This window comes from Neisseria sp. MVDL19-042950, assembly GCF_030504625.1.
Lineage (GTDB): Bacteria > Pseudomonadota > Gammaproteobacteria > Burkholderiales > Neisseriaceae > Neisseria.
The window spans coordinates 213,767-238,185 of sequence record NZ_JAUKWH010000001.1; the positions used below are offsets into that span (position 1 = coordinate 213,767).

Consider the following 24,419-nt stretch of genomic DNA (forward strand, 5'->3'; position numbering starts at 1 on the left):
TCCCAAAGGCTGTCTGAAAATGAATCAACCGAATCAGGCGGCAGCCATATGACGAACCGCGGTAAAGCAAGTTATCGACCATAGCTTCAAGTCCGAAGGCCGTCTGAAAATTCCGGCACGGCTTTGCGCAGGCTTCCTTTATAATGGCGGAAATCTGTCAATAAAGGAAAACTGAAATGGGTGTTTTACACAGTTTGCTGGGCATGGCGGTGTTGGTAGCCATTGCGGTGCTGCTTTCCACCAACCGTAAGGCCATCAACATCCGCACGGTGGCCGGTGCGTTTCTGATTCAGGTGGCCTTGGGCGCATTGGTGCTGTATGTGCCGCAAGGGCGCGATATGTTGAAAGAGGCTTCCGATACCATCGGAGACGTTATCGCTTATGGCAATACCGGCGTAAGTTTTTTGTTTGGCGGTTTGGTGTCGAAAAAAATGTTCGATGTGTTCGGCGGCGGAGGTTTTATCTTTGCCCTGCGCGTGTTGCCGATGATTGTGTTTTTCTCGTCGTTGATGGCGGTGCTGTACTACATCGGCGTGATGCAGGTGTTGATTAAAGTGATCGGCGGTTTTCTGCAAAAAGTGTTGGGTACGTCGAAAGCCGAATCTATGTCGGCGGCGGCCAATATTTTCGTGGGGCAGACGGAAGCGCCGCTGGTGGTGCGCCCTTATATCTGCAAGATGACCGAATCGGAGCTGTTTGCCGTGATGAGCGGCGGTTTGGCTTCGGTGGCCGGTTCGGTGTTGGCCGGTTATGCCCAAATGGGCGTGCCGCTGCCTTATCTGATTGCCGCTTCGTTTATGGCGGCACCGGGTGGTTTGCTGTTCGCCAAACTGTTGGTGCCCGAAACCGAAAAAACGCAAAACGATAAAGAAGTGCTGGCCGAAAATGAAGAAGACAAGCCGACCAACGTCATCGACGCAGCGGCCGGCGGTGCGGTAACCGGTGCGCAAATCGCCATTGCGGTGGGCGCGTCGCTGCTGGCGTTTGTGGCGTTGATTGCCATGATCAACGGCATCATCGGCGGTGTGGCCGGCTGGTTCGGTTACGGCGGTTTGACTTTGCAGACCATTTTGGGTTGGCTGTTTGCACCGTTGGCTTGGGTTATCGGCGTGCCGTGGAACGAGGCGGGGATAGCCGGTTCGTTAATCGGGCAAAAAGTGGTGGTGAACGAATTTGTGGCCTATTCCGAATTTGTGAATTATCTGAAAGCCGACTCGGCGGTCAAACTCACCGACACCACCAAAGCGATTATTTCTTTCGCGCTGTGCGGATTTGCCAACTTGGGTTCGATTGCCGTATTGGTGGGCGGCTTGAGCATTATGGCGCCGAACCGCCGCAAAGACGTAGCCCGCTTGGGCATTAAAGCGGTGGTTGCCGGTTCGCTGTCCAACTTGATGAGCGCGGTGATTGCAGGCTTGTTTATCGGTTTGTCGGGTGTGGTCTTTGTCGGATAACCGTGATGTAGATGGAAAGAGGCCGTATGAATACTTTTCAGACGGCCTCTTCGATATTGTTCTTTATTTACCTAAAACCGCAGGCACGAAACGCAGCACGGTATGGCGCAGGGCAATCAGTTTGCCGTGGAAAAAATGCGAAGATTCCGGCAATACGATTACCGGCAAATCTTGCGGAGCCGCCCATTTGAAGGCGTTTTCCAGCGGCACCACTTCATCGGTTTCGCCGTGAATCAGCAAAGTTTTGGCCGGATCGGGGGCATTAGGTTCGCGGGTGTCGTAGTGCCGTACTGCGGGGCCGATAAGCAGGAGCAAATCGGGTTCGCGCTGTTGGGCGGCAAACAGGGAAACGTAGCCGCCGAATGAGAAGCCGCCCAAAATAAATTGCGGCGCATCGGGATGGCGGGCACGGGCGTAGTCGATCACAGCCGTGCAGTCGTCGGTTTCGCCGCGGCCGTAATCGTGTTCGCCCTCGCTGTTGCCTACGCCGCGCAGGTTGGGCAGGTAGCAATGGAATCCCAGAGAGGTGAGGGCTTTTGCGGCGGTTTGAATCACTTTGTTGGTATTGGTGCCGCCTTGGCGCGGATTGGGATGGTTGATAACGGCTACGCCGCGTTCGCGGCCGTGTGCCGGTAGGTAAATGGTTTCCAAGCCGCCGGCGGAGCCTTGAATGATGATTTGATCGGTCGGTTTCAGCATGATATCGAATCGTTTGTTAAAGGAGGCCGTCTGAAAAATACGGTTTAAGACGGCCTGCGGAGAGTAGGGGGCGTTATTCGGTTTCGGGAGCGTCTATCAGCAGGTGTTCCACGGCTTGGCCGCCGGCTAAATCCTGTTCGAGAATGTCTTGCAGGTCTTCTTCGTCCACATAGGTATACCAGCGCGCTTCGGGGTAAATAACCATCAGCGGGCCGGATTCGCACCGCCCCAAGCAGCTCGTACTGCTGATACGCAGTTTGCCGGGGCCGATCAAGCCCATTTTTTTGGCATTGCCTTTTAAAAAATCAACGGCTGCCGTGCCTTCGCCGTTGTCGTTGCAACTTTGTTTGCAGGCATCGTGGCGGGCATTGGTGCAGATGAATAAGTGGCGTTCAAAATAACTCATAACGGTTGGCTCTTTGTGCGGCGTTTTACAGATAAAAATGTTTGCCGTTGTTTTGATTGTTGGCTTTAAGCTCGGACAGCATGCGTTTGAAATCCAAGCCGTATTGTTCGGATAATTTATCCGCGCGCTTTTTCAGATGATCTAGATTTTGTTCTTTCGGAGCGTTTTGGAAAGCTATAACGGCCACATTGCCGTGGCTTTCGGCAGGCAGTTCCAATACGCGGCCTTCAAACACCTCTAACAGGCGTTCGACGAAGCGGCGGTAACGGCGGTCGCCGCTCCACCAGTTGGTAACGAAAATGCCGTCGGGAGAAAGGGCTTGGCGGCAGTCTTCGAAAAAGGGTATTTCCACCAAAGCATCGATAATCTGCTGCCCGTCGAAGCCGTCGGTAAGAATCACGTCGGTGCTGCCGCGCAGGGTTTTGATGTATTCGGCACCGTCGGCTTCGATGATTTCGAAGCGTTCGTCTTCAAAAGGCAACTCGAACAGGCTGCGGGCTACGTTGATCACTTGCGGATTGATGTCGATGGCGGTTTGGCGGGTGTCGGGCAGGTAAGCGTCTATCCAACGGGCAAAAGAGCCGCCGCCCAGACCAATTTGGGTGATGTGTGCGGGCGGCTGCTCTGCAAACAGCAGCCAGCCCATCATGGCGCGGCTGTATGAAAGTACCAACTCTGCGGGGTTGTCGAGGTTCATGGAGCTTTGCACGGTTGCGCTGCCTAGATGCAGTGAACGGATATTGTCTGTTTCGGAAATGCCCACTTCGGGCAGTTCGAACTGTTGTGCGCGCAGACGGCGGTAAGGATGGCGGGCCATGGGCTGAGTGATGCAAAAAAAGGCGTATTTTAATACAGTTTGCACTCGGGCGCAGGGTTTAAAATGTTTGGCGCGGCCGATTGCTATGTGCCGAAACAGCCTGAAGCCTTTGGCGGAGCGGCTTTGGGGATGAGGCCGGTACGGATAACCGGCGGCCTTTCAGCCGGTTATCCGCATTGGCCGCAGTCGGCTTTTTTGTTTGCCTGCAAGCGTAGGGATTTGCGCTGTTCGGCGGCTTCAAAGCGGCAACGCTGCAATTCGGTGGCGATTTCCAGCGGCGGCACGGCTACGGGTTTGCCGTTTTCTATGGCAACCATGGTGAAGTAACAACTGTTGGTGTGGCGGCTGGTGCGCGCACGGATGTTTTGGGCTTCGACACGGATGCCGACTTCCATCGAAGTACGGCCGACGTGGTTGATGCTGGCGAAGAATGTAACCAGTTCGCCTACGTGAATCGGCTCTTTGAAGGTTACTTGGTCTACGGAGAGGGTAACGCAGTAATGGCCGCTGTAACGGCTGGCGCAGGCATAGGCTACTTGGTCGAGCAGCTTGAGCAAATCGCCGCCGTGAACATTACCGTTGAAGTTGGCCATATCGGGTGTCATCAATACGGTCATCTGTAATTCGTGTTGGGGCTGGGTGTGGGTTAATGTGTCCATTGGATTGTTCTGTAAAGGTTGATAGATAGGAGGCTGTCTGAAATATAACCTTTACAGCCATTTTCTGCGATAAAAAAAGACTAACAGGCCGATAATAACCAAAGCCATCAGGCCGAGCACCATAAAGTAGCCGTAGTGCCAGCGCAGTTCGGGCATATACTCGAAATTCATGCCGTAAATGCCGGTAATCACGGTAAGCGGCATAAAAATAATGGTGATTACGGTAAGCACGCGCATTTGCCGGTTGAGACGGTTGGACTGAAACGACAGATAAATATCCATCATGCTCAACACCATATCGCGCGAGGCATCCAGAGATTCCATCAGTTGCATGGTGTGGTCGTATACGTCGCGCAGATAGAGGTGCGGTTCGCCGCGAAAAATCGCAAATTCGCCGTGTGCCAGTTGGTAAAGCACATCACGCAAGGGTTGCAGCGTGCGCCGCAACCGCACGGCATCGCGTTTGAGGCGGTGGATGCGGCTGAGGATGATCTTGTTTTCGGCGGTTTCGCTGAAGAGGGTTTTGTCTATGTTTTCAACAAAGTTATCGTATTTGTCGAGGGTAAGGAAGTAATCGTCGATCATCCGGTCGATAAAACGATAGGCGAGAAAAGCGGCATCTCTGCTGCGGATGTTGTGGCGGTTGTCGTGAAGCTGGCGGCGGGTAGGGCTGAACAAACCGAGCGGCCGTTGCTGGAAGGTAAAGACGAAATTCGTGCCGATAATCAGATAAATCTGATCGGATTGCAGCTTGCCCGACGTATATTGATAAACACGGGCGGCAATGAAGATGTAGTTTCCGTAATCTTCGATTTTAGGGCGTTGCTTGCGGCTGAGAATGTCTTCCAGCACCAGATCATGAATGCCGTATGGGGCAAGCGCATGTTTCAGCAGCGCGGCATCGGTAATGCCGACGAAATGCAGCCAGTTGGTTTCTTCGTTTTCAGGTTGACGGAAAACCGGCGGATGGCCGTCGGGAAGATAATCGGCTTGGAAGAAAGTATCGGCGGAGTAAACAGTCTGATGAACGGCATGCGGCGGTACTCCGGCAATATCGCTACGCGGCACGGTTTCATCGGCATTATGTATCAGATGGGGAGATAAGGTTTCTTGCATAACGGCCTTTGGGTAATCAAACTGCCGCCCGCCGATACTTCAATCCGCTGCGGACTACGGCGGGTTAATGCGCCTGATGGCCGATTTGGAATGTCATTGTGGTATAGCTGGCGAGTTTTTGGCAGACTTTTGGGTCGGGAAAGTCGGTTTTGTGCTTGACATTGATTTTCCAGAAACCTTGGCGCAACGGAATCACTTCTACGATGCCGTTGCCGCCGGTTTTGTCGTAAAACGCTTGCGCTTCCACTTTGTGCGTTTTGCTGCGGTCGCTGGTGTCGAAACCGTCGAATGTAGCAGTAACCACCGCATCGGGTAAAGGCTCGCCGTTAAACAGCACTTTCACTTTAAAACGGTCGCCCACGTGAATGTTGGCCGGATTATCTAACGGCACGATTTCCAAGCCTTGACCTACCGGACGGGTAATGATTTTGGTGTCGGCGCTTTCATGGCCGACATTGACGATGTTTTTACCATACATTCTGGTTTGCTCGCAATAATCGGCATCAACCATTTCTTTCATGCTGGCCTGTTTCCAGCCGGCTTTGTTTTTCGACCAGAAAGTAGGCTGGTATTCGGCAATAACCAGATAACTGCCGTCTTTTACCGGCTTTTTGCTTTGATATTGGTAATTAAATTTTCCTTTCTGAATCAAGTCTTCTTTGCCTTTTTCGGTAACCAGTTGCATGGGCTTGCGGAAGATGTGCAAACGGTCTTTGGCAATCGGTTCCATTTCGGGAAATTCGCCGTAGCCCAGCTCGGCTTTGAGAATTTCCCCTCCATGTGTGTGGGCGGTTTCCACCCATACGCGGTGGGCGTGGGCGGATGCGGCGCATAATAAGGCGGCCAATGTTAATAAAGTGGTTTTTTTCATGTTTTTCTCTCTTGGTCGCAAACCTTTAAATCGAAGGAATTGTTATAATATAATATTAAATATTAAAAATGAACTGAGGCCGTCTGAAAACATTTCAGACGGCCTCAAGCATCATATGCTTAACGGCTATAGAAGAGATTAGTTGTTTGTTTTAAATTCAGAAATTTTGTTGAACGCATCAGGCCGTCTGAAAATTTAAAATATAACCGGTTGGCCTACAACGGTTACGGTGTGCCATGTCTTTGTTGAAAGAGAATGATTTTGCAGGCCTTAGGAATGCAATGGAGACGGTTCCGCACTATGGCAAATAAACTTATTTTTGATACAAGGCGGTAAGCGGCAGAAAAGTACAAGTGCTACGGAACCGCTTCTGTTGCCTGCCATTTCAATATTTCACAAAATCGTTTTCTTTGAGCCAAGGGGTGGCAATGCCGTAGTTAAGTCAATTTTATTGGCTACATTCGTACTGCTTTTATGTTGTTGCTTTATATTGGCCGTGTTGCTTGGGGATGAAACGGCTCGATTACAAAAGGCCGTCTGAAAACTTATTTTCAGACGGCCTTTGAGACATGAAGGAATCAGTCTAATTTTTTGAAGTGTTTGCGGCGTTCATGCTCTTGCAGGTAACGCTTGCGCAAGCGGATGGATTGCGGCGTAATTTCCACCAGTTCGTCGTCGTCGATAAACTCAACCGCGCTTTCCAAAGTCAGCTTGATCGGCGTGGTCAGGCGCACGGCTTCGTCGGTGCCGCTGGCGCGCACGTTGGTGAGTTTTTTACCTTTTAAGGGGTTAACCACCAAGTCGTTGTCGCGGCTGTGGATACCGATAATCATGCCTTCGTAGAGTTTTTCGCCGGGCGATACGAACATACGGCCGCGGTCTTCCAAGTTCCACAACGCGTAAGCCACCGCTTCGCCTTGCTCTTGGGAAATCAACACGCCGTTGTGGCGGCCGGGCATATCGGGTTTCACCGGTGCGTAATCGTCGAAAACGTGGCTCATCAAGCCGACACCGCGGGTTAAGGTCATGAATTCGCCTTGGAAACCGATCAGGCCGCGGGCGGGAATGTGGTATTCCAAACGGGTGCGTCCGTTGCCGTCGCTTTCCATATTGGTTAATTCGCCACGGCGGCGGCCAAGCTCTTCCATTACCGCGCCTTGGTTGTCGTCGGGTACGTCAACGGTAAGGTTTTCATACGGCTCGCATTTTTGGCCGTCGATTTCGCGGTAAACCACGCGCGGTTTGCCTACTGCCAATTCGTAACCTTCGCGGCGCATGTTTTCCAACAGAATGGTCAAGTGCAGTTCGCCGCGGCCGGATACGCGGAAAATGTCGGCATCTTCGGTGTCTTCCACGCGCAGGGCGACGTTGGTCAGCAATTCTTTTTGCAGGCGGTCGCGGATTTGGCGCGAGGTAACGAATTTGCCTTCGGTGCCGGCCAGCGGAGAGGTGTTCACCATGAAGTCCATGGTTAAGGTCGGCTCGTCCACGCTCAACATGGGCAGGCCTTTGGGATTGTCTTTATCGGTGATGGTTACGCCGATGCCGATGTCTTCAATACCGGAAATAATCACGATATCGCCGGCTTCCGCTTCTTCCAAAGGCACGCGTTCCAAGCCTTTGAAGCCTAAAAGTTGGTTGATGCGGCCTTGTGCGACTTGTTTTTCGTGGTTCATCACGGCAACCACTTGGCCGGGTTTGATGCGGCCGTTCAAGATGCGGCCGATACCCAAGCGGCCGGTGTAGTTGTCGTAGTCGAGTTGGGAAATTTGCAGTTGCAGGGTTTCGTCTGCGCTGCCGCTGGGGGGCGGGGTGTGTTTGAGAATGGTGTCGAACAACGGGCGCATGTCTTGGCTTTCGTCTTCTTCTTCCAACTTGGCGAAACCGCTCAAGCCCGAAGCGTAAACGATGGGGAAATCCAATTGTTCGTCGGTGGCGCCGAGGCTGTCGAACAGCTCGAAAGTTTGGTCAATCACCCAGCTCGGGCGCGCGCTCGGTTTGTCGATTTTGTTGATGACCACAATCGGGCGCAAGCCTAATGCCAATGCTTTTTTGGTAACGAAACGGGTTTGCGGCATCGGGCCTTCTTGAGCGTCCACCAGCAAAACCACGCAATCGACCATGCCCAATACGCGTTCTACTTCGCCGCCGAAGTCGGCGTGTCCGGGCGTATCGACGATGTTGATGTGGTAGCCTTCGTATTCGATGGCGGTATTTTTGGCAAGAATGGTGATGCCGCGTTCTTTTTCGATGTCGTTGCTGTCCATCACGCGTTCGTCAACCTGTTGGTTGGCGCGGAAGGTGCCGGATTGGCGCAGGAGCTGGTCTACCAAGGTGGTTTTGCCGTGGTCGACGTGTGCGATGATGGCGATATTGCGGATTTGCTTCATGATTGTTCTTTGAGAGAGGAATAAAATAAAAATAACTATGCATTATAACATGGTTTTTTTATCACTTTCTTGCATACTTAAAGGTATCCAAGGGAGGGTTTTATGGTTAGTGGACAATTTCAAACAGTTAAATAATGTAAATAAATGTTGGAATGGTTGTGTATTATCGTTTTTAAATATCAATCAAATTTTAGAATAAATGTTTAATAAACAAGATGCTAACTTCAATGCAGCTTATTCTTTAAACCTGTATTGTTGTTGATAATTGTTTGTATTTTAAATAGAAAATTTAAAATCCTTCAGATTTGTTGTTACAATTTATAAAAATTGAATTTAAGTAAGAAACCGCTGAAAACAACATACACTTTTGAAAGGACACATCATGAAAGGCGATAAGGCCGTTATCGATTATATGAACGAGTTGCTGGCAGGCGAGCTGGCGGCCCGTGACCAATATTTCATCCATTCGCGCATGTATGCGGAATGGGGTTATAACAAACTGTTTGAGCGTATCGGCCACGAGATGGAAGATGAAACGCTGCATGCGGAAGCATTTATCCGCCGCATCTTGATGCTGGGTGGCACTCCTAAAATGGTGCCTGCACAAATCAATGTGGGGTGCGATGTGGTTTCTATGCTGAAAGCCGATTTGAATACGGAATTGGAAGTGCGTGAAGCCCTCAAACGCGGCATCAAATTGTGCGAAGAAAAGCAGGATTACGTTACCCGTGAGTTATTGGTGGGCCAGTTGAAAGATACTGAAGAAGATCACGCACATTGGCTGGAGCAACAGCTTCGCTTGATTGAATTGGTAGGTATGCAAAATTATCTGCAAAGCCAATTATAACCAATTGAATAAACAAGGAGTTTGTTATGCAAGGCGATCGCTTGGTTATTCGCGAGTTAAACAAAAACCTCGGCCTGTTGCTGGTAACCATCAACCAATACTTCTTACATGCCCGCATTTTGAAAAACTGGGGCTTTGAAGAATTAGGCGAACATTTCTATAAACAGTCTATCGTAGAAATGAAAGCCGCCGATGATTTGATCGAACGTATTTTACTGCTTGAAGGTTTGCCTAATCTGCAAGATTTGGGAAAATTGCTGATTGGCGAAAGCACTGAAGAAATCATCAAATGTGATTTGGCTAAAGAGCAGGAAAAGCATGATGCACTTATTGCAGCAATTGCATTGTGCGAAGAAAAACAAGATTATGTAAGCCGCGATTTGTTGGAAAAACAAAAAGATACCAATGAAGAGCATATCGATTGGCTGGAAACCCAACAAGAATTGGTTACCAATATCGGTTTGGCCAATTATCTGCAAACCGGGGCGCAAGAGGACTAAAACACAAACTACTGCCAATATAGCAGTTCTTTTGAGCACCTGAAAATAAAACGGCATGCGATTTCAGCATGCCGTTTTCTTATATTTGAAAAGTATTTGCCACGATTGGGGTGCTTGATTTATTCGGATTGCCTGCCGGCTTTAGTTTACACCGGAGCTACGGATTGCGACTTTTTACGCATTTTCAACCAACCGTCCAGCAAGCTCAGCCCGAGTCCGCACCAAATCAAACCATAAGTGGTTAAAGATTGCGTGGAAACCGGTGTTTGGAGTACCAATACGGCAAGCATAAATAACAATACGGGCTCGAGATAACTCAACATACCGAACAGGGTTACAGGCAGGATCCGACTGGCTTGCAGATTAAGCTGCATGCCTGCGGCACTGACGATACCGAGCAGAGGAATCAGCAGCCAGTATTTAGACGGTTCCGCCCAAATTTGCAAACTGTGCGGTTGCAACAAAAGGTAAATAACGGCAATAGGAGAAATCAGAGTTAAGTCTATCAATAATCCGGTCAGTACCGGTACCTGCATGATGCGGCGGAGAAGGTAGTAAATCGGGTAAGTACCCAAAACCCATAGAGTAGCCCACGAAAAAGCATGGGTTTGCCACAATTCATGTGCCACGCCGAGAGCCGCCAAACCTACGGCGAGCCATTGCAGGCGGTTAACGTATTCGGATAAAAACATGCGCCCGCACAAAACCATCATCAGTGGAAATAAAAAATAGCCCATTGCGATGTCTACCCCGTAACCATTGACGGGGCCCCACATAAACAGCCTCAACTGGCTGGCTAAAATAGGAGTGGGCAAGATGATATAAGCCATTGTTTCCGATTTTTTCCAATCTGTTTGATGTAAGCAAAAACGCTGTGCAGGCTACGGGTAAGCAGTAGAGTCAGCCAAAGTATGAGCAGCATGCTGACCATACGCCATGCAAAAACTTCCGTGCCGCCCATCGGTTCCATCCAGCGGCCGTAAAGGTACAATACGCCGAATAAGATGTTGGATAGCAAGGCAGCGAGTACGCCTTTTTGTGTTTCACTCATAATGGTATTTCGATTTGTTAAGATATTATTGTATAGCGGATGGGCAGGATAATTCTATGGTGTTATAGGTTTCGGTAAAAAGAAATAACTCTTTGAAGGATAGAAGATTCTTGTCTTGTTTGGCATATGGCAAATAAAATTTATTTCTGCGGCGGCGCTGATGTGCTATTTGTACGGTCTGCCGCTTGCCGCCTTGTGTCAAAGATAGGTTATTCGCTGTATCGGAAAGCATTGGTGTTGGTTGTACAACAATTACGGAGGCCGTCTGAAAAAAGAGAGGGCGTTTTTTTGTTTTGGGCGTCGCAAATAACTAGAGGCCGTCTGAAAAGTTTTTCAGACGGCCTCTTGAGTTTACTCAATGATTATTCGCTGCTTTTCTCTTTTTTCGGTGCCGGTTTTTTAGCGGCTAGCCCAAGAGATTTTTGCCATTGAGCGGGTGATTTTATCAAATCCAAGGCTTTTTTCAGTTGGTCGTCTTTGGCTGGATTGGGGATGCGGCGCGAAGAAATATCTTCGTCTTTTTTATCTTTTTTGCCTTTGGCTTTCGGAGCAGGTTCCGGTTCGGACGGTACATAGTCCTTGCCGTTTACTTCTTCACCGCCGAACGGGTTGCCGATATGGCCGAGCAGATCGGCTTCGCGGCTTTCAAACAGGCGGTTTTTATCTTTTATTTCCACATCGGGAACAATACCTTGTGCTTGGATTGAGCGGTCTTTCGGCGTGTAATACAGTGCGGTCGTCAATTTGATGGCGCTGCCGTTGGAAAGAGGCAATACGGTTTGTACCGAACCTTTACCGAAACTTTGTGTGCCGACTATGACGGCACGGCGGTGATCTTGCAAGGCTCCGGCCACGATTTCGGAAGCGGAGGCGGAACCTGAGTTGATCAGCACGGTAACCGGAACGGATTTCAATTCGGCGGGCAGGTCGTGAAGCGGATCTTTGCCGGTAGTGAGCATGTAGTCTTCCGGAACGGCTTTCAGACTCATGCCGCCCCTACCGTCGCGGCCTTTGGTGCTGACTACGGTGGCTTCGGCAGGCAGGAAGGCGGCGGATACGCCAACCGCGCCGTTTAGCAAGCCGCCGGGATCGTCCCGCAGGTCAAGCACCAAACCTTTGAGCGGGGCTTTGTTTTGTTTGTTCAATGCTTTGGCCGATTCGTTTAATGCGGCAACGGTACGCTCTTGGAACTGACTGATGCGGATATAGCCGTAGCCGGGCTCAAGCAGATGATGGCGCACACTTCTTACTTTGATGATGGCACGGGTAATTTTGACGGTAATCGGCTTGGTGGCATCTTTACGCGAAAGGGTAAGCACTATATCGGTGCCGGGTTTGCCGCGCATTTTTTTCACGGCTTCGTTAACGGTCATGCCGCGGGTGGAAACACCGTTGATTTTCACGATGAAATCGCCGCTTTTTACACCGGCGCGTTCGGCCGGTGTGTCTTCAATCGGTGCGACTACTTTAACAAAGCCGTCTTCCGAACCTACTTCCATACCTAAACCGCCGAATTCGCCGCTGGTGGATTCTTTCAAGTCGGCGTAGTCTTTTTTGGTCATGTATTCGGAATGCGGATCAAGGCCGGCAACCATGCCTTTCATGGCCCCTTCGATCAATTTGTCGTCGGATTTGTCTTGGTAATAATTGGCTTTGATCTGGCCGTACACTTCCGCCATGGTGCGGATGGATTGCACGGGCAGGGCTTCTGCTTTGTCTTTGTTGGCGGCATAGCTTTGTACGCTCAGGCTTAGTGCCACTCCGCTGAATGCGCCGAGTGTGTAAAGGGCTACTTTTTTCAAAGTGGATTTAGACATCGTTTTGCTTTCTCTTTCGTCTTTTTCAGGCTTTCAGATGGCCTGTCCGGATAATTGGTAAACTTTATGTGATTTATTTGATACGGGCAACCGTATAGGGGTAAAAAAATGCTAATTCAGTTGGATTTTGTAACGGTTTTCATACGTTTTTCCGATTTCCTCAAACAAGAAATCTGAAATAGTCGATATACATCAGGCATATGCAGATGATTTTTCAGACGGCCTCAATATATGGAAAGAGGCTGTCTGAAAACAAGGTTAACGCACCCATGAGAGCGGATTCATCGGTTGGCTGCGGTAGCGGATTTCCAAATACAGCCCTTGCTCGCCCGAAGGCAGGCTGCCGCTGGTGCCGATGGTGCGCCCTGCGGTAACGCTGCTGCCACCGGAAACGGAGATGCCGCTCAAGCCTGAATAAATGCTTACATAGCCGTCGCCGTGGTCGAGCACCACCATGTTGCCGTAGCTGTTCAACGGGCCGGCATAGGCCACGGTACCCGCTGCAATGCTTTGAACCGGTGCATTACCGGTGGAGAAAAACACGCCTTTCCATGTGCCGCCGCCCGGGCGCGGTTGACCGAAACGCCCGCCGATACTGCCGCCGACAGGGCGGCGCAGGCGGCCTTGCATGCGGCTGAAGCCGTATTGGTTTTCGACGGTTTCGGCGGGAGCCTGCAAAGCGCGGTCTTCGGCGGTGAGGGTGGAGCGCGGTGTTTTAGAGGCCGTACTTTTCGAAGGTGCTTTAGCGGTTGGAGTGGATTTTTTATCGGCGGGTTTGTCGTCTTTTTTCGCTGTTTTGCCTTTTTTCGCTCGTTCGGCACGGGCTTTTTCGGCTGCGGCAATGCGCTCTTCGGCTGCTTTTTTGCGGGCCGCCGCTTCTTTCCGGCGTTTTTCGGCATTGCGTTTGGCGATGTCGGCCAACAGTTTGTTCAGGCGTTGTTCGTTTTCACGCAGGTTGGCAATGCGTTTGGTTTGTCCGTCGATTTGGGAGGAAAGCCGGCTGCTTTCGGTTTGTGCTTCTGAATTGGCACGGCCGAGTTTGTTCAGTGTCGCCTGTTTTTGCGCTTTGATTTTGTTCAAACGTGCCAATTCCGCATCAATGGCGGCTTCTTGTTGTTCCAATTCGGTTTGCTGTTTGGCTAAATCGCCGATAACTTTTTCGTTGGCTTGATTGATGTAGCGGCTGTATTGCAGATAACGGGCTTTTTGACCGGGTTCGGCATTTTTTAAAAACAACACTACGACGTTGGGTTGGCGGTTTTTGTAATGCCCCGCCAATAGCCGTGCCACTTGGGCTTTGGTACCGGTTATTTCGGTTTTCAGACGGCCTAATTCGTTTTGGAGGGTTTGCAGTTTTTCCCATGCGGTGCGTTGCTGCTTATTGATGGCGGCAAGCTCTTTCTGTGCTTTGGCAAGTGCGGCGCGGGTACGTTCGAGAGCGGCGCGGGCGCTGCGTTGGGCGGCCTGTTTCTGCTTCAGGTCGGTTTGGGCGGCGCTAATGGCTTCGCGGATTTCTTTTAAATCTCCCGTGGCTTCTGCGGCGGTGGCAGGGGGCAGTTCGGGCGTGGCGACGGCCGGAACGGAAAGGCAGAGCAGGGCGGCTGGCAGCAGGTATTTGAACGGCATGGCGGTTGTTTGCAAAGGTTATACGGGCGCAATTATAGCGGATAGGCAGGCCGTCTGAAAATCAGAACGAAGCCTGCTTTCTATGGTTTGTTTAGCTTTCCAGAAATTCGTTCACGCCCCGTTCGCAGCGGGTTTTCTTTTCATTCAACGTGGCTTTGAGCAAAGCATCGTTGCGCGGCAGGGCGGCGCGTTCGGCTTCGTTATGCCACAGATGGTAGGCGATGCCGGCAAATTTCAGATTGTGCCGCTTCATGCCGCTATGGTAGCAGCGGGCGACAAACTCGCTGTCTTCTCGCCCCCAACCGACAAATTCGTTGTTGAAGCCGTTTACCGCCAGTACGTCTTCACGGAAAAAGCCCATGTTGCAGCTTTTGATGCCTTTGTGTTTGCAGTTGCCGCGTTTGCCGATTAGCTTGGCAAGCTTGGTCAGGCGCAGGGCAGAGAGGCGTTTTTCGATGCCGTTGGCGGTAAACGAAAGGTCGGGCAGCGGCAGATTGGGGTGGCTGAGAATGTCGTCGGTGCGCGCTTTGGTGAGAATCACGCGCGAGCCTTGAATCAGACGGCCTTTTTTGGCGATGGCAATATGGTCGGCGATAAACGACGGATCGAGCACCATATCGCCGTCGATAATAATCAGGTAATCCGAAGTGGCGGCGGCGATGGCGCGGTTGCGTGATTCGGCGGCGCGGAAGCCGTCGTCTTTCTGCCAAGTGTGTTTGACCGGCACGGGGCTGGCTTGGGTGAATTTGCCGACCACTTCGGTGGTGCGTCTGTCCGAGCCGTCGTCGGCGATGATGATTTCCTGCGGCAGGCGGGTTTGCGCCAATGCCGATTTCAACACTAAAGCCAGCGCGTCGGGGCGGTTGTAGGTGGTGATGATCAGCGACACGCTCATGTTGCGGTTGTGTTCGTAGAGCTTAACGTATTTGTAGTACGAACCTTGCGCATTGGCGGCGGAAATAATCAGGCCGTCCGAACCGTAGAGAAAGCCTTTTTTGAGCAGGTAGTTTTTGATAAACGATGCCGCGCCGTGCCAGAGTGCTTTAAACGGCGAGGAATCTTTTTTGTAGCGGTTTTCTTCGGCATAAAGCGTGCTGTATTGCTGCATTTTTTGAATCAGCCCTTCGGCGTTTTGAAACGAATAATGTTTCAGATGGCCTTTGAGGGAGCGGACGTTGGTTTTGGGCGGCAGCACCAAAGATTCGTGTACTTTGCGGTCTGAAAACTGAATATAGTTGCGCTGATACAGACGCGGCAGAATGTCGGGATACCAGCCGCAGCCTTGGATTAAGCGGCCGTTGTAATGGTTTAATCGCGACAAGGTGTACACGGTTTGCGGGTCGTCGTGTTCCACGGCATCGCGGATACTTCTAACCAGCTCGGCATCGGGTACTTCGTCGCTGTCGATGCTGAAAATCCAATTGTGTTTGGCCAACGACGCGGCGAGGTTTTTCATCGGGCCGAAGCCGATAAACTCGTGTTTGCACACGCGCACGTTATCGAAGCGGGCGGCAATTTCAAGCGTGCTGTCGGTGGAGCCGTTGTCGAGCAGCAGCACTTCGTCGAAGTCGGCCAGCGCGGTCAGCACTTCTTTAAGATAGCGTTCGGAATTTTTAACCAGCATGGCTGCGCTGGCGGGGATTTTGTGTGTTTGCATAAACGGTTAGGGTACGGGAGGCCGTCTGAAAAAACGGCGCGGGTCATATCGGGGCATGGGGTGAGGCCGTCTGAAAAGCATGGTAGCACGGTTTGCCCGGCGGCTTTTCGGAAAACGCTGAGTTTCCGATATTTTCGCAGTTTTGGCAAAAGAATCAGGCCGTCTGAACATTATTTTTCAGACGGCCTGTATCGGTATGGCGGTTTATTGGGTTGATACCGACAAACTGCCGTGTAGGGATTGCGCTGTTTCAAACGCTTCGTCCGCATTTGGGGACAATACGGTGAAATGTCCCATTTTTCTGCCGGCGCGGGCGGATTTTTTGCCGTATAGATGTAAATGTGCGCGGGTGTGGTTTTGCAGCGGCAGCCAGTTGGGTTCGCTGCCGTTTTCGCCCCACACGTCGCCCAGAATATTGGCCATGCAGCAGCTTGACAATAAACGGGTGTCGGCGGGCGGCAGGCCGCACATGATGCGTACTTGCTGCTGGAATTGGTCGGCGGCGCAGGCATCAAGGGTGTGGTGGCCGCTGTTGTGCGGGCGCGGGGCGATTTCGTTGACAATCAATTCGTGCGTGTCGCCGACCACAAACATTTCCACGGCCAATACGCCGACGTAATCCAGTTCGTCTGCCAAGCGGCGTGCCATCTGTTGCGCCTGCTGCTGAACATCCGCGCTTAAGCGGGCGGGTACGATGGAGTAGGCGAGAATGCCGTTTTCGTGGATGTTTTCGGCGGGGTCGAAGGTTTGCATGTTGTCGCTGTTCAGACGGCATACGATTACGGAAATTTCGCCGCGTAAGTCCACCATTTTTTCCAATACGCATGCTACGCCGCCGTGTTCGGCAAATGCGGTTTTCAGTTCGTCCAAAGTTTTGACGCGTATTTGGCCTTTGCCGTCGTAGCCCAATGTGGCGGTTTTGAGGATGCCGGGCAGAAAGGCAGCGCTGGCTTCGGTGATGTCTTCAGGTGTGCAGACGGCCTGATAAGGCGCGGTTTGCAGGCCGGCTTTTTGAATCCATGCTTTTTCCTGAATGCGGTTTTGTGCGATGGCCACGCAGTCGCCGCCGGGCGAAACCACGGTATGTTGTGCCAAAAAACGCATGGCATCGGCGTTGACGTTTTCAAATTCTGTGGTAACGGCGGCGCATTCAGCCAGCTCGTTTAAGGCGGCTTTGTCGTCGAAAGAGGCGCATAAATGGCGGTCGGCAACGGCGGCGGCAGGGGCGTTGGGGTCGGGGTCGAGTACGGTAACGCGGTAGCCCATGGTTTGGGCGGCGACGGCAAACATACGGCCGAGCTGGCCGCCGCCGAGAATGCCGAGGTTGGCGGGGGGGAGGATGGGAGTGTTTTGCATGTTTTTTGATCAATCTAAATGTTTATTATTAATTGCTTAAGATTGTTAGCTTGAGGTGTACGTAGGCCAAATTTTTCCTATTTGCCTATAATTATCCATTAATAAAAATTTATTTCTACCGATATCGTCTTTTAAATCTTTTGGGAATTTAGCCATATCTTCGTATGTATTCAAAATAATAAATTCGATATGGTCGTACTCAAAAGCAAGATCATGGGGAACCCTCCATTCTCTTTCATGAGAATAGTCAATATTTTTATTATTTAAAATTTGGTTATTTTTGAGTTTTTGAGGCCGGTACGCGGGCCAAAAGGGGGTAACAAATGTGTGAACATTATCGTCCCATTTTTGGTTTTGATAGTGGTCTGCTCGAACATAATAAGCGGGGCCTCCACCCGCTCCAAAGACAAAAGGTTTGTTAAAACCAATACCATAAGATGAATATCTTTTAGCGTGATCGAGTAAGCTTTCCCACGGACATTCTGTGAGGCAAACTGCATCTCTTGAGTTCCATGGTAATCTGGAGGCTAAAATCTTTTTTGTTCTTAATATATTAATTAGCCTCTCTTGCGCACTCATCTTTACAACATGGGCAGTTGCATTATTTTTTGCTTGGCTACAAGGTTTTCTATCCGTCGTAAAGTGTGCGAGATAATTTGAAAAATCAGGGCGGTTTCTTATCATCTTTATAGATATTCCTTTTTGAAAGCAAAATATTATATGATAAATATGTTGGAGCTTGAGATCAGCATACCTATCAATTATATTTTCATGCAGTAAATAAGCCTTTTAGACGGCCTCACTTATCCAACCCTTCCTGTACCATCTGTGCCGCCCGCAATACCGCGCGGGCTTTGTTTTGGGTTTCCTGCCATTCGGCTTCTTCGTCGGAATCGGCCACGATGCCGCCGCCGCTTTGTACATACAGCGTTTGGTCTTTAATCACGGCGGTGCGGATGGCGATGGCTAAGTCCATGTCGTTGTTGAAGCTCCAGCAGCCGACGGCGCCGCCGTAGATGCAGCGTTTGTTGGGTTCGAGTTCTTCGATGATTTCGAGCGCGCGCACTTTGGGAGCACCGGACAGGGTGCCGGCGGGGAAGGTGGCGGCGAGTATCTGCATGTTGTCGATATTGTTTTTCAGACGGCCTTCTACGTTGGAAACGATGTGCATCACGTGCGAATAGCGTTCGATGACCATTTTGTCGGTTACTTTGACTTCGCCGGTTTCGCTGACGCGGCCGACGTCGTTTCTGCCTAAATCAATCAGCATCACATGTTCGGCGATTTCTTTGGCGTCATTGAGCAAATCTTGTTCGTTGGCCAAATCTTCGGCGGGGGTTTTGCCGCGCAGGCGGGTGCCGGCGATGGGGCGGACGATGATGTTGTCGCGTTCGCGGCGTACGAGGATTTCGGGAGACGAGCCGACAACGTGGAAGTCGCCGAAGTCGTAGTAAAACATATAAGGCGAGGGGTTGAGCGTGCGCAGGGCGCGGTAGAGGCTGAGCGGGTTGTCGGTAAACTTTTGCTTCATGCGCTGGCTGGGCACGACTTGCATGCAGTCGCCGTCGAGAATGTATTCGCGGATTTTGCGCACATATTCTTTGTAGCGCGCTTCGCCGGTTTCGTGTTCCGGTTCGGTTTTGGAGCTGCCGAGCGAAAGGGGAATGGCGCAGCTTTGGCGCAGGCGGGTGCGCAGGTCTTCCAGCCGTTCGCGGGCTTGTTCGTAGCCGTCTGAAACGGCGGGGTCAGCATAGACGATAAGGTAGATTTTGCCGCTGAGGTTGTCGACGACGGCGAGTTCTTGCGAGAGCATCAGCAGGATGTCGGGCGTGCCGATGGTGTCGGGTTTATTGCTGTTTTGGAAGCGGTGGGCGAAGTGCTCGAAATGATAGATGGTTTCGTAGCCGAAGTAGCCGACCAAGCCGCCGGTAAAGCGGGGCAGGCCGGGGATTTCGGGTGTTTTGAAACGTTGGTGGAAGGTTTCGATAAAATGCAGCGGGTTGCCTTCGTATTGTTCGATGATTTGGCCGTCTTGATACACATCGACGTGTTTGCCCGATGTTTTCAGATAGGTGCGGCAGGGCAGGCCAATGAAAGAATACCGCCCGAAGCGTTCGCCGCCGACCACGGATTCGAGCAAGTAGGTGTAGGGCTGGTTGGCGAGTTTGAGGTAGAGGGAAAGCGGGGTGTCGAGGTCGGCCAGCAGCTCTTGAACCAGCGGAATGCGGTTGTAACCTGCGGCGGCTTGGGCCTGGTATTCTTGTTTGGTAATCATGTTTCAGACGGCCTGAGGTGGGTGGAAAATGCAGATAAGTATAACAGTTTCAGGTATATTTGGGGTGTTGAAAGGCCGTCTGAAATGGTTTTCAGACGGCCTTGTTGGATAACAACATGACTAAGGTGAAATTTTATTTCAGACAGGAGTTCAACCACAATAAACGTTGTTGCGGGCTGAGCAGTTTATAGAAACGGTGCTGAATGGCCAATTCGTCTACGGCGAAATCCATGCTGAAAGTGTAGCGGTTTTCGACATAGTCGCGGGCGTTTTCGGTATCGAATTTATCTTCGGATAAAATTTTGATAATGTTGCGGCGACGGTTTTTATTTATGCGGTCGGCTTTGCGGGCAGCTTTATCACGCGCTTTTTTGTATTCTTTTCTGAGATTGCGCAATTCGTTGTTTTGTGCGTCGGAAAGGCCGAGCGGACGTACGTCGCAGTTGGGGTGGAAATCGTCGAGCTGTGAAGTGAGTTGCATGGCTTGTGTTTGGCTTGTGCATAGGATAAAAAGGCCGATGGTAACTGATTGCGTAACCCGACCCAGTTTGAAAGCGATAAGCATATTATTGTTTTCCCAATTTTGTAACATCGCAAAATATAGCGGATATGTATGTGAAACGCGGTATAATCGTAGTTAACTTTCGTTAATGACAATGCAATTTTTTGAAAATTTTTGCATATGAGCTGTTGATTATATTCGGTTTTGTGGGAATATGTGCATAACAGCCATTTGAAAGAAGATTACTAAGGAGAGTAATTAATCGTGCAAAAATACCGTATTGCCCCCAGTATCCTGTCTGCTGATTTTGCTTGTTTGGGTAAAGAAGTATCGGCCGTTATCGAAGCCGGTGCGGATTTGATCCATTTTGATGTGATGGATAACCATTATGTGCCCAATCTTACTTTCGGGCCGATGGTGTGTGCCGCGTTGAAGCCTTATGCCACCGTGCCCGTGGATGTGCACTTGATGGTGGAGCCGGTGGATGATTTAATCCGTTCGTTTTCTCAGGCGGGTGCGGACATCATCACTTTCCATCCTGAAGCGAGCCGTCATGTGGACCGCAGTTTGGGTTTGATTAAGGAAGCGGGTTGTCAGGCCGGATTGGTGTTGAATCCCGCCACACCGGTTTATGTGTTGGAAAATGTACTGGATAAACTGGATATGGTGTTGCTGATGTCGGTAAACCCGGGGTTCGGCGGACAGAGTTTTATTCCGCAAACTTTAGTAAAAATTCGCCAAGTGCGCGATTTGCTCGATATGTACGAAAGCGAGAGCGGCCGCAGAATCGCCTTGGAAGTGGACGGCGGCATCAAAACGGACAACATCGCCAAAGTGGCGGCGGCGGGTGCGGATACGTTTGTGGCCGGCTCGGCGATTTTCGGGAAGCCCGATTACAAAGCCGTTATCGACGAGATGCGTGCGGAATTGGCTAAAGTAGCCGTATAGTAAGGCAGGCAATTTATCAAAAGGCCGTCTGAAAACATTTCAGACGGCCTGTTTCTATTCTTGAAAGCCTATACGGGAAAGCGGGGCAAACCAATGCTGCGGAATATTAAAATCGGGGGGTTATAGTTAATCAACACATTTTTAATACAAGGCAGCAAGCCGCAGGCGGTAGAGGTAGTACGACAAGGCGCAGCAACACCGCAGTAAAAGTTAAGTTGATCGACTATAAATACACAATCTCGCCGCTGCGTCCTTTGCTGGCTTCGCTGCTCCACCAAACAAATTCGGGCATGATGTCTTCGTAGTTTTTGCGTTCGGTGCGGGCTTCGCCGGGGTGGGTTTTCATGCGTTGGGGCGAGTTGACGGCACCGGGCACGAGTACGTTGGCGCGCAGGTTGGGGAAGCGTTCCCACTCGTCGGCGGCTACTTTGCACAAATAGTTGAGTGCGGCTTTGGATGCGCCGAAGCCGCCCCAGTAGGCGCGCGGGTCTTCGCCGTGGCTTTCGCCGACGAAAATCACCGAAGCGTCGGGCGATTCTTTTAAGCGCGGCAGGAAGGCGCGGGTCAAGCCCATCGGGGCAACGGTGTTGATGCGGTATTGGTTGACCCATTCGGCTACGGTTTGGAAATCGAGCGGGGAGAGGGCGTAGAAGTAGCTGGCGCAATGCACGATGCCGTCGAGCTTGCCGCCGGTGGCTTCGTTAATGGTGGCGGCGAAGCGGTCGAACTCGGCTTCTTCGGCGGTTAGGAGGTCGAAGCAGATGGCAAACGGCTCGGGGCCGCCCGCAGCGACGATGTCGTCGTACACTTTTTCGAGTTTTTTCTGATGGCGGGCAACCAGCACTACGGTGGCACCCGCAGCGGCGTAGGCTTTGGCAACCTGTTCGCCGATACCTTGCGATGCGCCGGTGATGAGGATGGTTTTGTTTTGAAGCTGGCTCATGGGTTTTTCCTTTAAGGTTTCAATCGGTATCGACGGCAGGCCGTCTGAAAAAATGTTGCGGTGCCGAGGGGGCGGTTTTCCGGTACGGGGCATTCTACATCCGTCATACTCGGGCTTGACCCGAGTATCCCAACGTTACCGAAACGCCAAGATATACCGGCCAAGCTTGAATATGGCGGACTGCGGTAAGGCAGGCCGGTTCACGCTAAAGTTTCGCCCCGTACGGTTTGTATTCGGTCAAACACAGTTCGGCAGCGGTTGCGCCTGACTGCACGGCGGCTTCCAGCGTAGCGGGGTAGCGCGGGTGCAGGTAGTCGCCGGCGGGGTAGATGCGGCGGTGGTGCAGCCATACCAAATCGGGCGGGGTGCGGCCGGCCGTTGCTGCGGCGGTGGCGCGTTTTTCGGTAATCACTTGCGCGGCAAGCGGCTCGCCCAGATAAGGGCAAAGCGTTTTCAAATCGGCATGTACGCGCGCAATCCATTCTTCGTTTTTCAGACGGCCTAAATGGTCGGACACGCTGATCACGGCGGCGGTTTCATTGGCGGGCAAGCCCAGTGCTGCGCGGTGGACAAACCATTGTGCGGTGCCTTCGGCCAAGCCGGTGAGCGGCGCGGGCAGGTGCACGGTTTCAGCGTAGCGCAGATAAACGGTGGTGATGGCATGGTAGATGATGCCTTCAAAGGCCGTCTGAATATCGGCGGGGGTTTCAGACGGCATCAGCGCGGCGGCATGATAGGGGGCAACGGCCAACACGGCGGCATCAAACGCTTCGCCGTTCACGCACACGCGGCCGTCGGGCAGGTTGGAAAGCTGCGTTACGCGCGTTTCCATGCGGATGTCTGCTTTGTGTTTGGCTAAGAATTGCAGGGAAGGTTCGGCGATGATGCGGCCTAAATCCTGTTTGGGCAGCAGGTAGTCGCTGCCGGCTTTGTCTGCCCACACGCCGTCTTGCAAAACATTACACAGCGTTTTCAGACCGGCGGATTCGAGCGGCGTGTTCAATGCGCCCCACACCAGCGGTTGCCAGAATTGCGCGACGGCTTTACGTTGGACGTTGCGGCTGCGCAGCCATTCGGCAACGGTGATGTCGGGCAGGGGAAGCGGTGAACGGTGCCGCTGTTGCAGCGCGTGCATATCGTTGAGCAGTTTGACTTTTTCGCCGAAACCGATGTTTTTGGCTTTAAGCAATCCCACAACGATATGGAGCGGCGAAGGCAAAGAGGCCGTCTGAAATTGGAGGCCGTCTGAAATATGCCATTGCAGCGGCATGCGCAGAAAGGCTTGGTGTTCGTCCGCACCGATCTGCTTCATCAGCGCAAGCACGCCGTGATAAGCACCGAGCAGAATGTGCTGGCCGTTGTCGAGAAAGCTGAAACCGCTGTTGTCGGCATTCAGCGTGCGCGCACGGCCGCCGGCGCTGCGGCTTGCTTCAAACAGCGTCAGGTTTGCACGCGGGGCAAGCTGTACGGCGGCGGACAAGCCTGCCCAGCCTGCGCCGATAACAGCGATTTTGGGGCGTGGGTTTTGCGGTTTCATGGGTTAAATCCGAACAGCCATGTTTTCAGGGCAATGCGTTTTTTGCGCGGCGAAGGAATGGCGATTTTGTACTTCAATACGTTTTCGGCACCGTCGGCAGCGATTTCGTTCAATAAAGCATAGTAAATGCTGCCCATCACCAAGCCGACTTTTTGGGCTTTTTTGTCTTCAGACGGCAGCAGCGCCACGGCCTCGCGGTAGGTATTGCGGGCGCGGTTGATTTGGAAATCCATCAGCGCGGCAAATTCGGGCGTGGGCGTGCGCTGCATCAGCACTTGCGCGGGTACGTTGAAACGCTGCAATTCTTCGGTGGGCAGATAAATGCGCCCGTTGCGCGCGTCTTCGCCCACGTCGCGGATGATGTTGGTGAGTTGCAAAGCCAATCCGAGCGTTTCGGCGTATTGCAAAGTTTCAGGCCGTCTGAAACCGAGAATGCGGGCAATCAGCCGCCCGACCACGCCCGCCACACGGTAGCAGTAAAGTTTCAGGTCTTCAAAACGCCCGTAGCGGGCCTGCTCCAAATCCATCTGCATGCCGTTGATGATGTCTTCCAACTCTTCCTGCGGCAGGCCGAAATCGGCGGCAACGGTTTTCAAGGCACGGCAGACGGGATGCTCCGGCGTTTCGCCGTCGAACACTTTGGCCAGCTCGACCCGCCACCAGTTGAGCGTGGTTTGCGCAACGTGCCGGTCGGAACAGTCGTCCACCACATCGTCCAGCTCGCGGCAGAAGGCATACAGCACGGTCATGGCATCGCGTTTCGGTTGCGGCAGAAAACGAAAACCCGCCAGAAAGCTGGATTTGCTTTCGGCGGCTTTTTGACGGCAGTATTCGAGCGGCAGCACGGCGGTTCCTGAGTAGTTTTTATCGGATACGGATTGTAGCGGGAAACAGGGGGGATAACAATTCGAGGCCGTCTGAAAGCGTTTCAGACGGCCTCTGCCTATT

The 24,419-nt window shown here is 51.8% G+C and carries 21 protein-coding genes and 1 pseudogene; 4 read left to right on the top strand and 18 right to left on the bottom strand.

Features of this window, described 5'->3' with window-relative positions; all coding sequences use genetic code 11:
* The first annotated feature begins 176 nt into the window (after window positions 1-176).
* A complete protein-coding gene (locus Q0X97_RS01025; protein ID WP_302065410.1) occupies window positions 177-1,454 on the top strand; it encodes a NupC/NupG family nucleoside CNT transporter in 1,278 nt (425 codons plus the stop codon).
* 63 nt (window positions 1,455-1,517) lie between these two features.
* On the opposite strand, the gene Q0X97_RS01030 is transcribed toward Q0X97_RS01025, so the two are convergent.
* The 7 genes from Q0X97_RS01030 to typA all read right to left on the bottom strand — a co-directional run bounded on the left by Q0X97_RS01030 (window position 1,518) and on the right by typA (window position 8,412).
* A complete protein-coding gene (locus Q0X97_RS01030; protein ID WP_302065411.1) occupies window positions 1,518-2,153 on the bottom strand; it encodes an alpha/beta hydrolase in 636 nt (211 codons plus the stop codon).
* A 73-nt stretch (window positions 2,154-2,226) separates the two neighbouring features.
* Entirely contained in the window at window positions 2,227-2,559 is a 333-nt protein-coding gene (locus Q0X97_RS01035) for a ferredoxin (RefSeq protein ID WP_085389659.1), read from the bottom strand.
* A gap of 25 nt (window positions 2,560-2,584) precedes the next feature.
* Window positions 2,585-3,376, bottom strand: coding sequence for a polyamine aminopropyltransferase (locus Q0X97_RS01040; RefSeq protein ID WP_302065412.1), 792 nt, complete (start codon window positions 3,374-3,376; stop codon window positions 2,585-2,587).
* Window positions 3,377-3,543: 167 nt separating this feature from the next.
* Complete coding sequence (locus tag Q0X97_RS01045) at window positions 3,544-4,035, bottom strand: acyl-CoA thioesterase (RefSeq protein ID WP_302065413.1); 492 nt, start codon at window positions 4,033-4,035, stop codon at window positions 3,544-3,546.
* Between the two features lie 51 nt (window positions 4,036-4,086).
* Window positions 4,087-5,151, bottom strand: coding sequence for a magnesium/cobalt transporter CorA (gene corA, locus Q0X97_RS01050; RefSeq protein ID WP_302065414.1), 1,065 nt, complete (start codon window positions 5,149-5,151; stop codon window positions 4,087-4,089).
* Window positions 5,152-5,215: 64 nt separating this feature from the next.
* Window positions 5,216-6,022 (bottom strand): DUF4198 domain-containing protein, encoded by an 807-nt coding sequence (locus tag Q0X97_RS01055; protein WP_302065415.1) that lies wholly within the window; start codon window positions 6,020-6,022, stop codon window positions 5,216-5,218.
* 578 nt (window positions 6,023-6,600) lie between these two features.
* Entirely contained in the window at window positions 6,601-8,412 is a 1,812-nt protein-coding gene (gene typA, locus Q0X97_RS01060) for a translational GTPase TypA (RefSeq protein WP_302065416.1), read from the bottom strand.
* Between the two features lie 382 nt (window positions 8,413-8,794).
* Here typA and bfr (Q0X97_RS01065) point away from each other — a divergent pair, with 382 nt between their 5' ends.
* On the top strand, window positions 8,795-9,259 hold the full coding sequence (gene bfr / locus Q0X97_RS01065) for a bacterioferritin (RefSeq protein WP_302065417.1): 465 nt from the start codon (window positions 8,795-8,797) through the stop codon (window positions 9,257-9,259).
* A 26-nt stretch (window positions 9,260-9,285) separates the two neighbouring features.
* Window positions 9,286-9,759 (top strand): bacterioferritin, encoded by a 474-nt coding sequence (bfr, locus tag Q0X97_RS01070; RefSeq protein WP_085389663.1) that lies wholly within the window; start codon window positions 9,286-9,288, stop codon window positions 9,757-9,759.
* Between the two features lie 146 nt (window positions 9,760-9,905).
* Here bfr (Q0X97_RS01070) and rarD read toward each other — a convergent pair.
* From rarD to Q0X97_RS01110, 8 genes and pseudogenes are all read right to left on the bottom strand, one after another.
* Window positions 9,906-10,810, bottom strand: a pseudogene (gene rarD / locus Q0X97_RS01075) (EamA family transporter RarD).
* A gap of 362 nt (window positions 10,811-11,172) precedes the next feature.
* Complete coding sequence (locus Q0X97_RS01080) at window positions 11,173-12,627, bottom strand: S41 family peptidase (protein WP_302065418.1); 1,455 nt, start codon at window positions 12,625-12,627, stop codon at window positions 11,173-11,175.
* Window positions 12,628-12,885: 258 nt separating this feature from the next.
* The gene (locus Q0X97_RS01085; RefSeq protein ID WP_302067653.1) at window positions 12,886-14,253 is read right to left on the bottom strand and encodes a murein hydrolase activator EnvC; all 1,368 of its coding nucleotides are present in this window, start codon (window positions 14,251-14,253) and stop codon (window positions 12,886-12,888) included.
* Between the two features lie 91 nt (window positions 14,254-14,344).
* Window positions 14,345-15,910, bottom strand: a complete 1,566-nt coding sequence (locus tag Q0X97_RS01090) for a glycosyltransferase (RefSeq protein WP_302065420.1) — start codon at window positions 15,908-15,910, stop codon at window positions 14,345-14,347.
* 204 nt (window positions 15,911-16,114) lie between these two features.
* Entirely contained in the window at window positions 16,115-17,266 is a 1,152-nt protein-coding gene (locus Q0X97_RS01095; protein ID WP_302065421.1) for a 5-(carboxyamino)imidazole ribonucleotide synthase, read from the bottom strand.
* A gap of 45 nt (window positions 17,267-17,311) precedes the next feature.
* A complete protein-coding gene (locus Q0X97_RS01100) occupies window positions 17,312-17,950 on the bottom strand; it encodes an abortive infection system antitoxin AbiGi family protein (protein ID WP_302067654.1) in 639 nt (212 codons plus the stop codon).
* A gap of 115 nt (window positions 17,951-18,065) precedes the next feature.
* A complete protein-coding gene (trpE, locus tag Q0X97_RS01105) occupies window positions 18,066-19,541 on the bottom strand; it encodes an anthranilate synthase component I (protein WP_302065423.1) in 1,476 nt (491 codons plus the stop codon).
* A gap of 133 nt (window positions 19,542-19,674) precedes the next feature.
* Window positions 19,675-20,106: a Spy/CpxP family protein refolding chaperone gene (locus Q0X97_RS01110; RefSeq protein WP_302065424.1), complete on the bottom strand. Its 432-nt coding sequence runs from the start codon at window positions 20,104-20,106 to the stop codon at window positions 19,675-19,677.
* A 201-nt stretch (window positions 20,107-20,307) separates the two neighbouring features.
* Between Q0X97_RS01110 and rpe the strand changes: the two genes are divergently transcribed.
* Window positions 20,308-20,991, top strand: a complete 684-nt coding sequence (gene rpe, locus Q0X97_RS01115) for a ribulose-phosphate 3-epimerase (RefSeq protein WP_367881722.1) — start codon at window positions 20,308-20,310, stop codon at window positions 20,989-20,991.
* A gap of 223 nt (window positions 20,992-21,214) precedes the next feature.
* On the opposite strand, the gene Q0X97_RS01120 is transcribed toward rpe, so the two are convergent.
* The 3 genes from Q0X97_RS01120 to hpnD all read right to left on the bottom strand — a co-directional run bounded on the left by Q0X97_RS01120 (window position 21,215) and on the right by hpnD (window position 24,316).
* On the bottom strand, window positions 21,215-21,934 hold the full coding sequence (locus Q0X97_RS01120; RefSeq protein ID WP_302065520.1) for an SDR family oxidoreductase: 720 nt from the start codon (window positions 21,932-21,934) through the stop codon (window positions 21,215-21,217).
* Window positions 21,935-22,139: 205 nt separating this feature from the next.
* Window positions 22,140-23,471 carry a hydroxysqualene dehydroxylase HpnE gene (gene hpnE / locus Q0X97_RS01125; RefSeq protein WP_302065425.1) on the bottom strand — a complete coding sequence of 444 codons (1,332 nt, stop codon included), beginning with the start codon at window positions 23,469-23,471 and terminating at the stop codon, window positions 22,140-22,142.
* On the bottom strand, window positions 23,468-24,316 hold the full coding sequence (gene hpnD, locus Q0X97_RS01130; RefSeq protein WP_302065521.1) for a presqualene diphosphate synthase HpnD: 849 nt from the start codon (window positions 24,314-24,316) through the stop codon (window positions 23,468-23,470). Before hpnD ends, hpnE begins: the two co-directional genes overlap by 4 nt.
* Window positions 24,317-24,419: the final 103 nt, after the last annotated feature.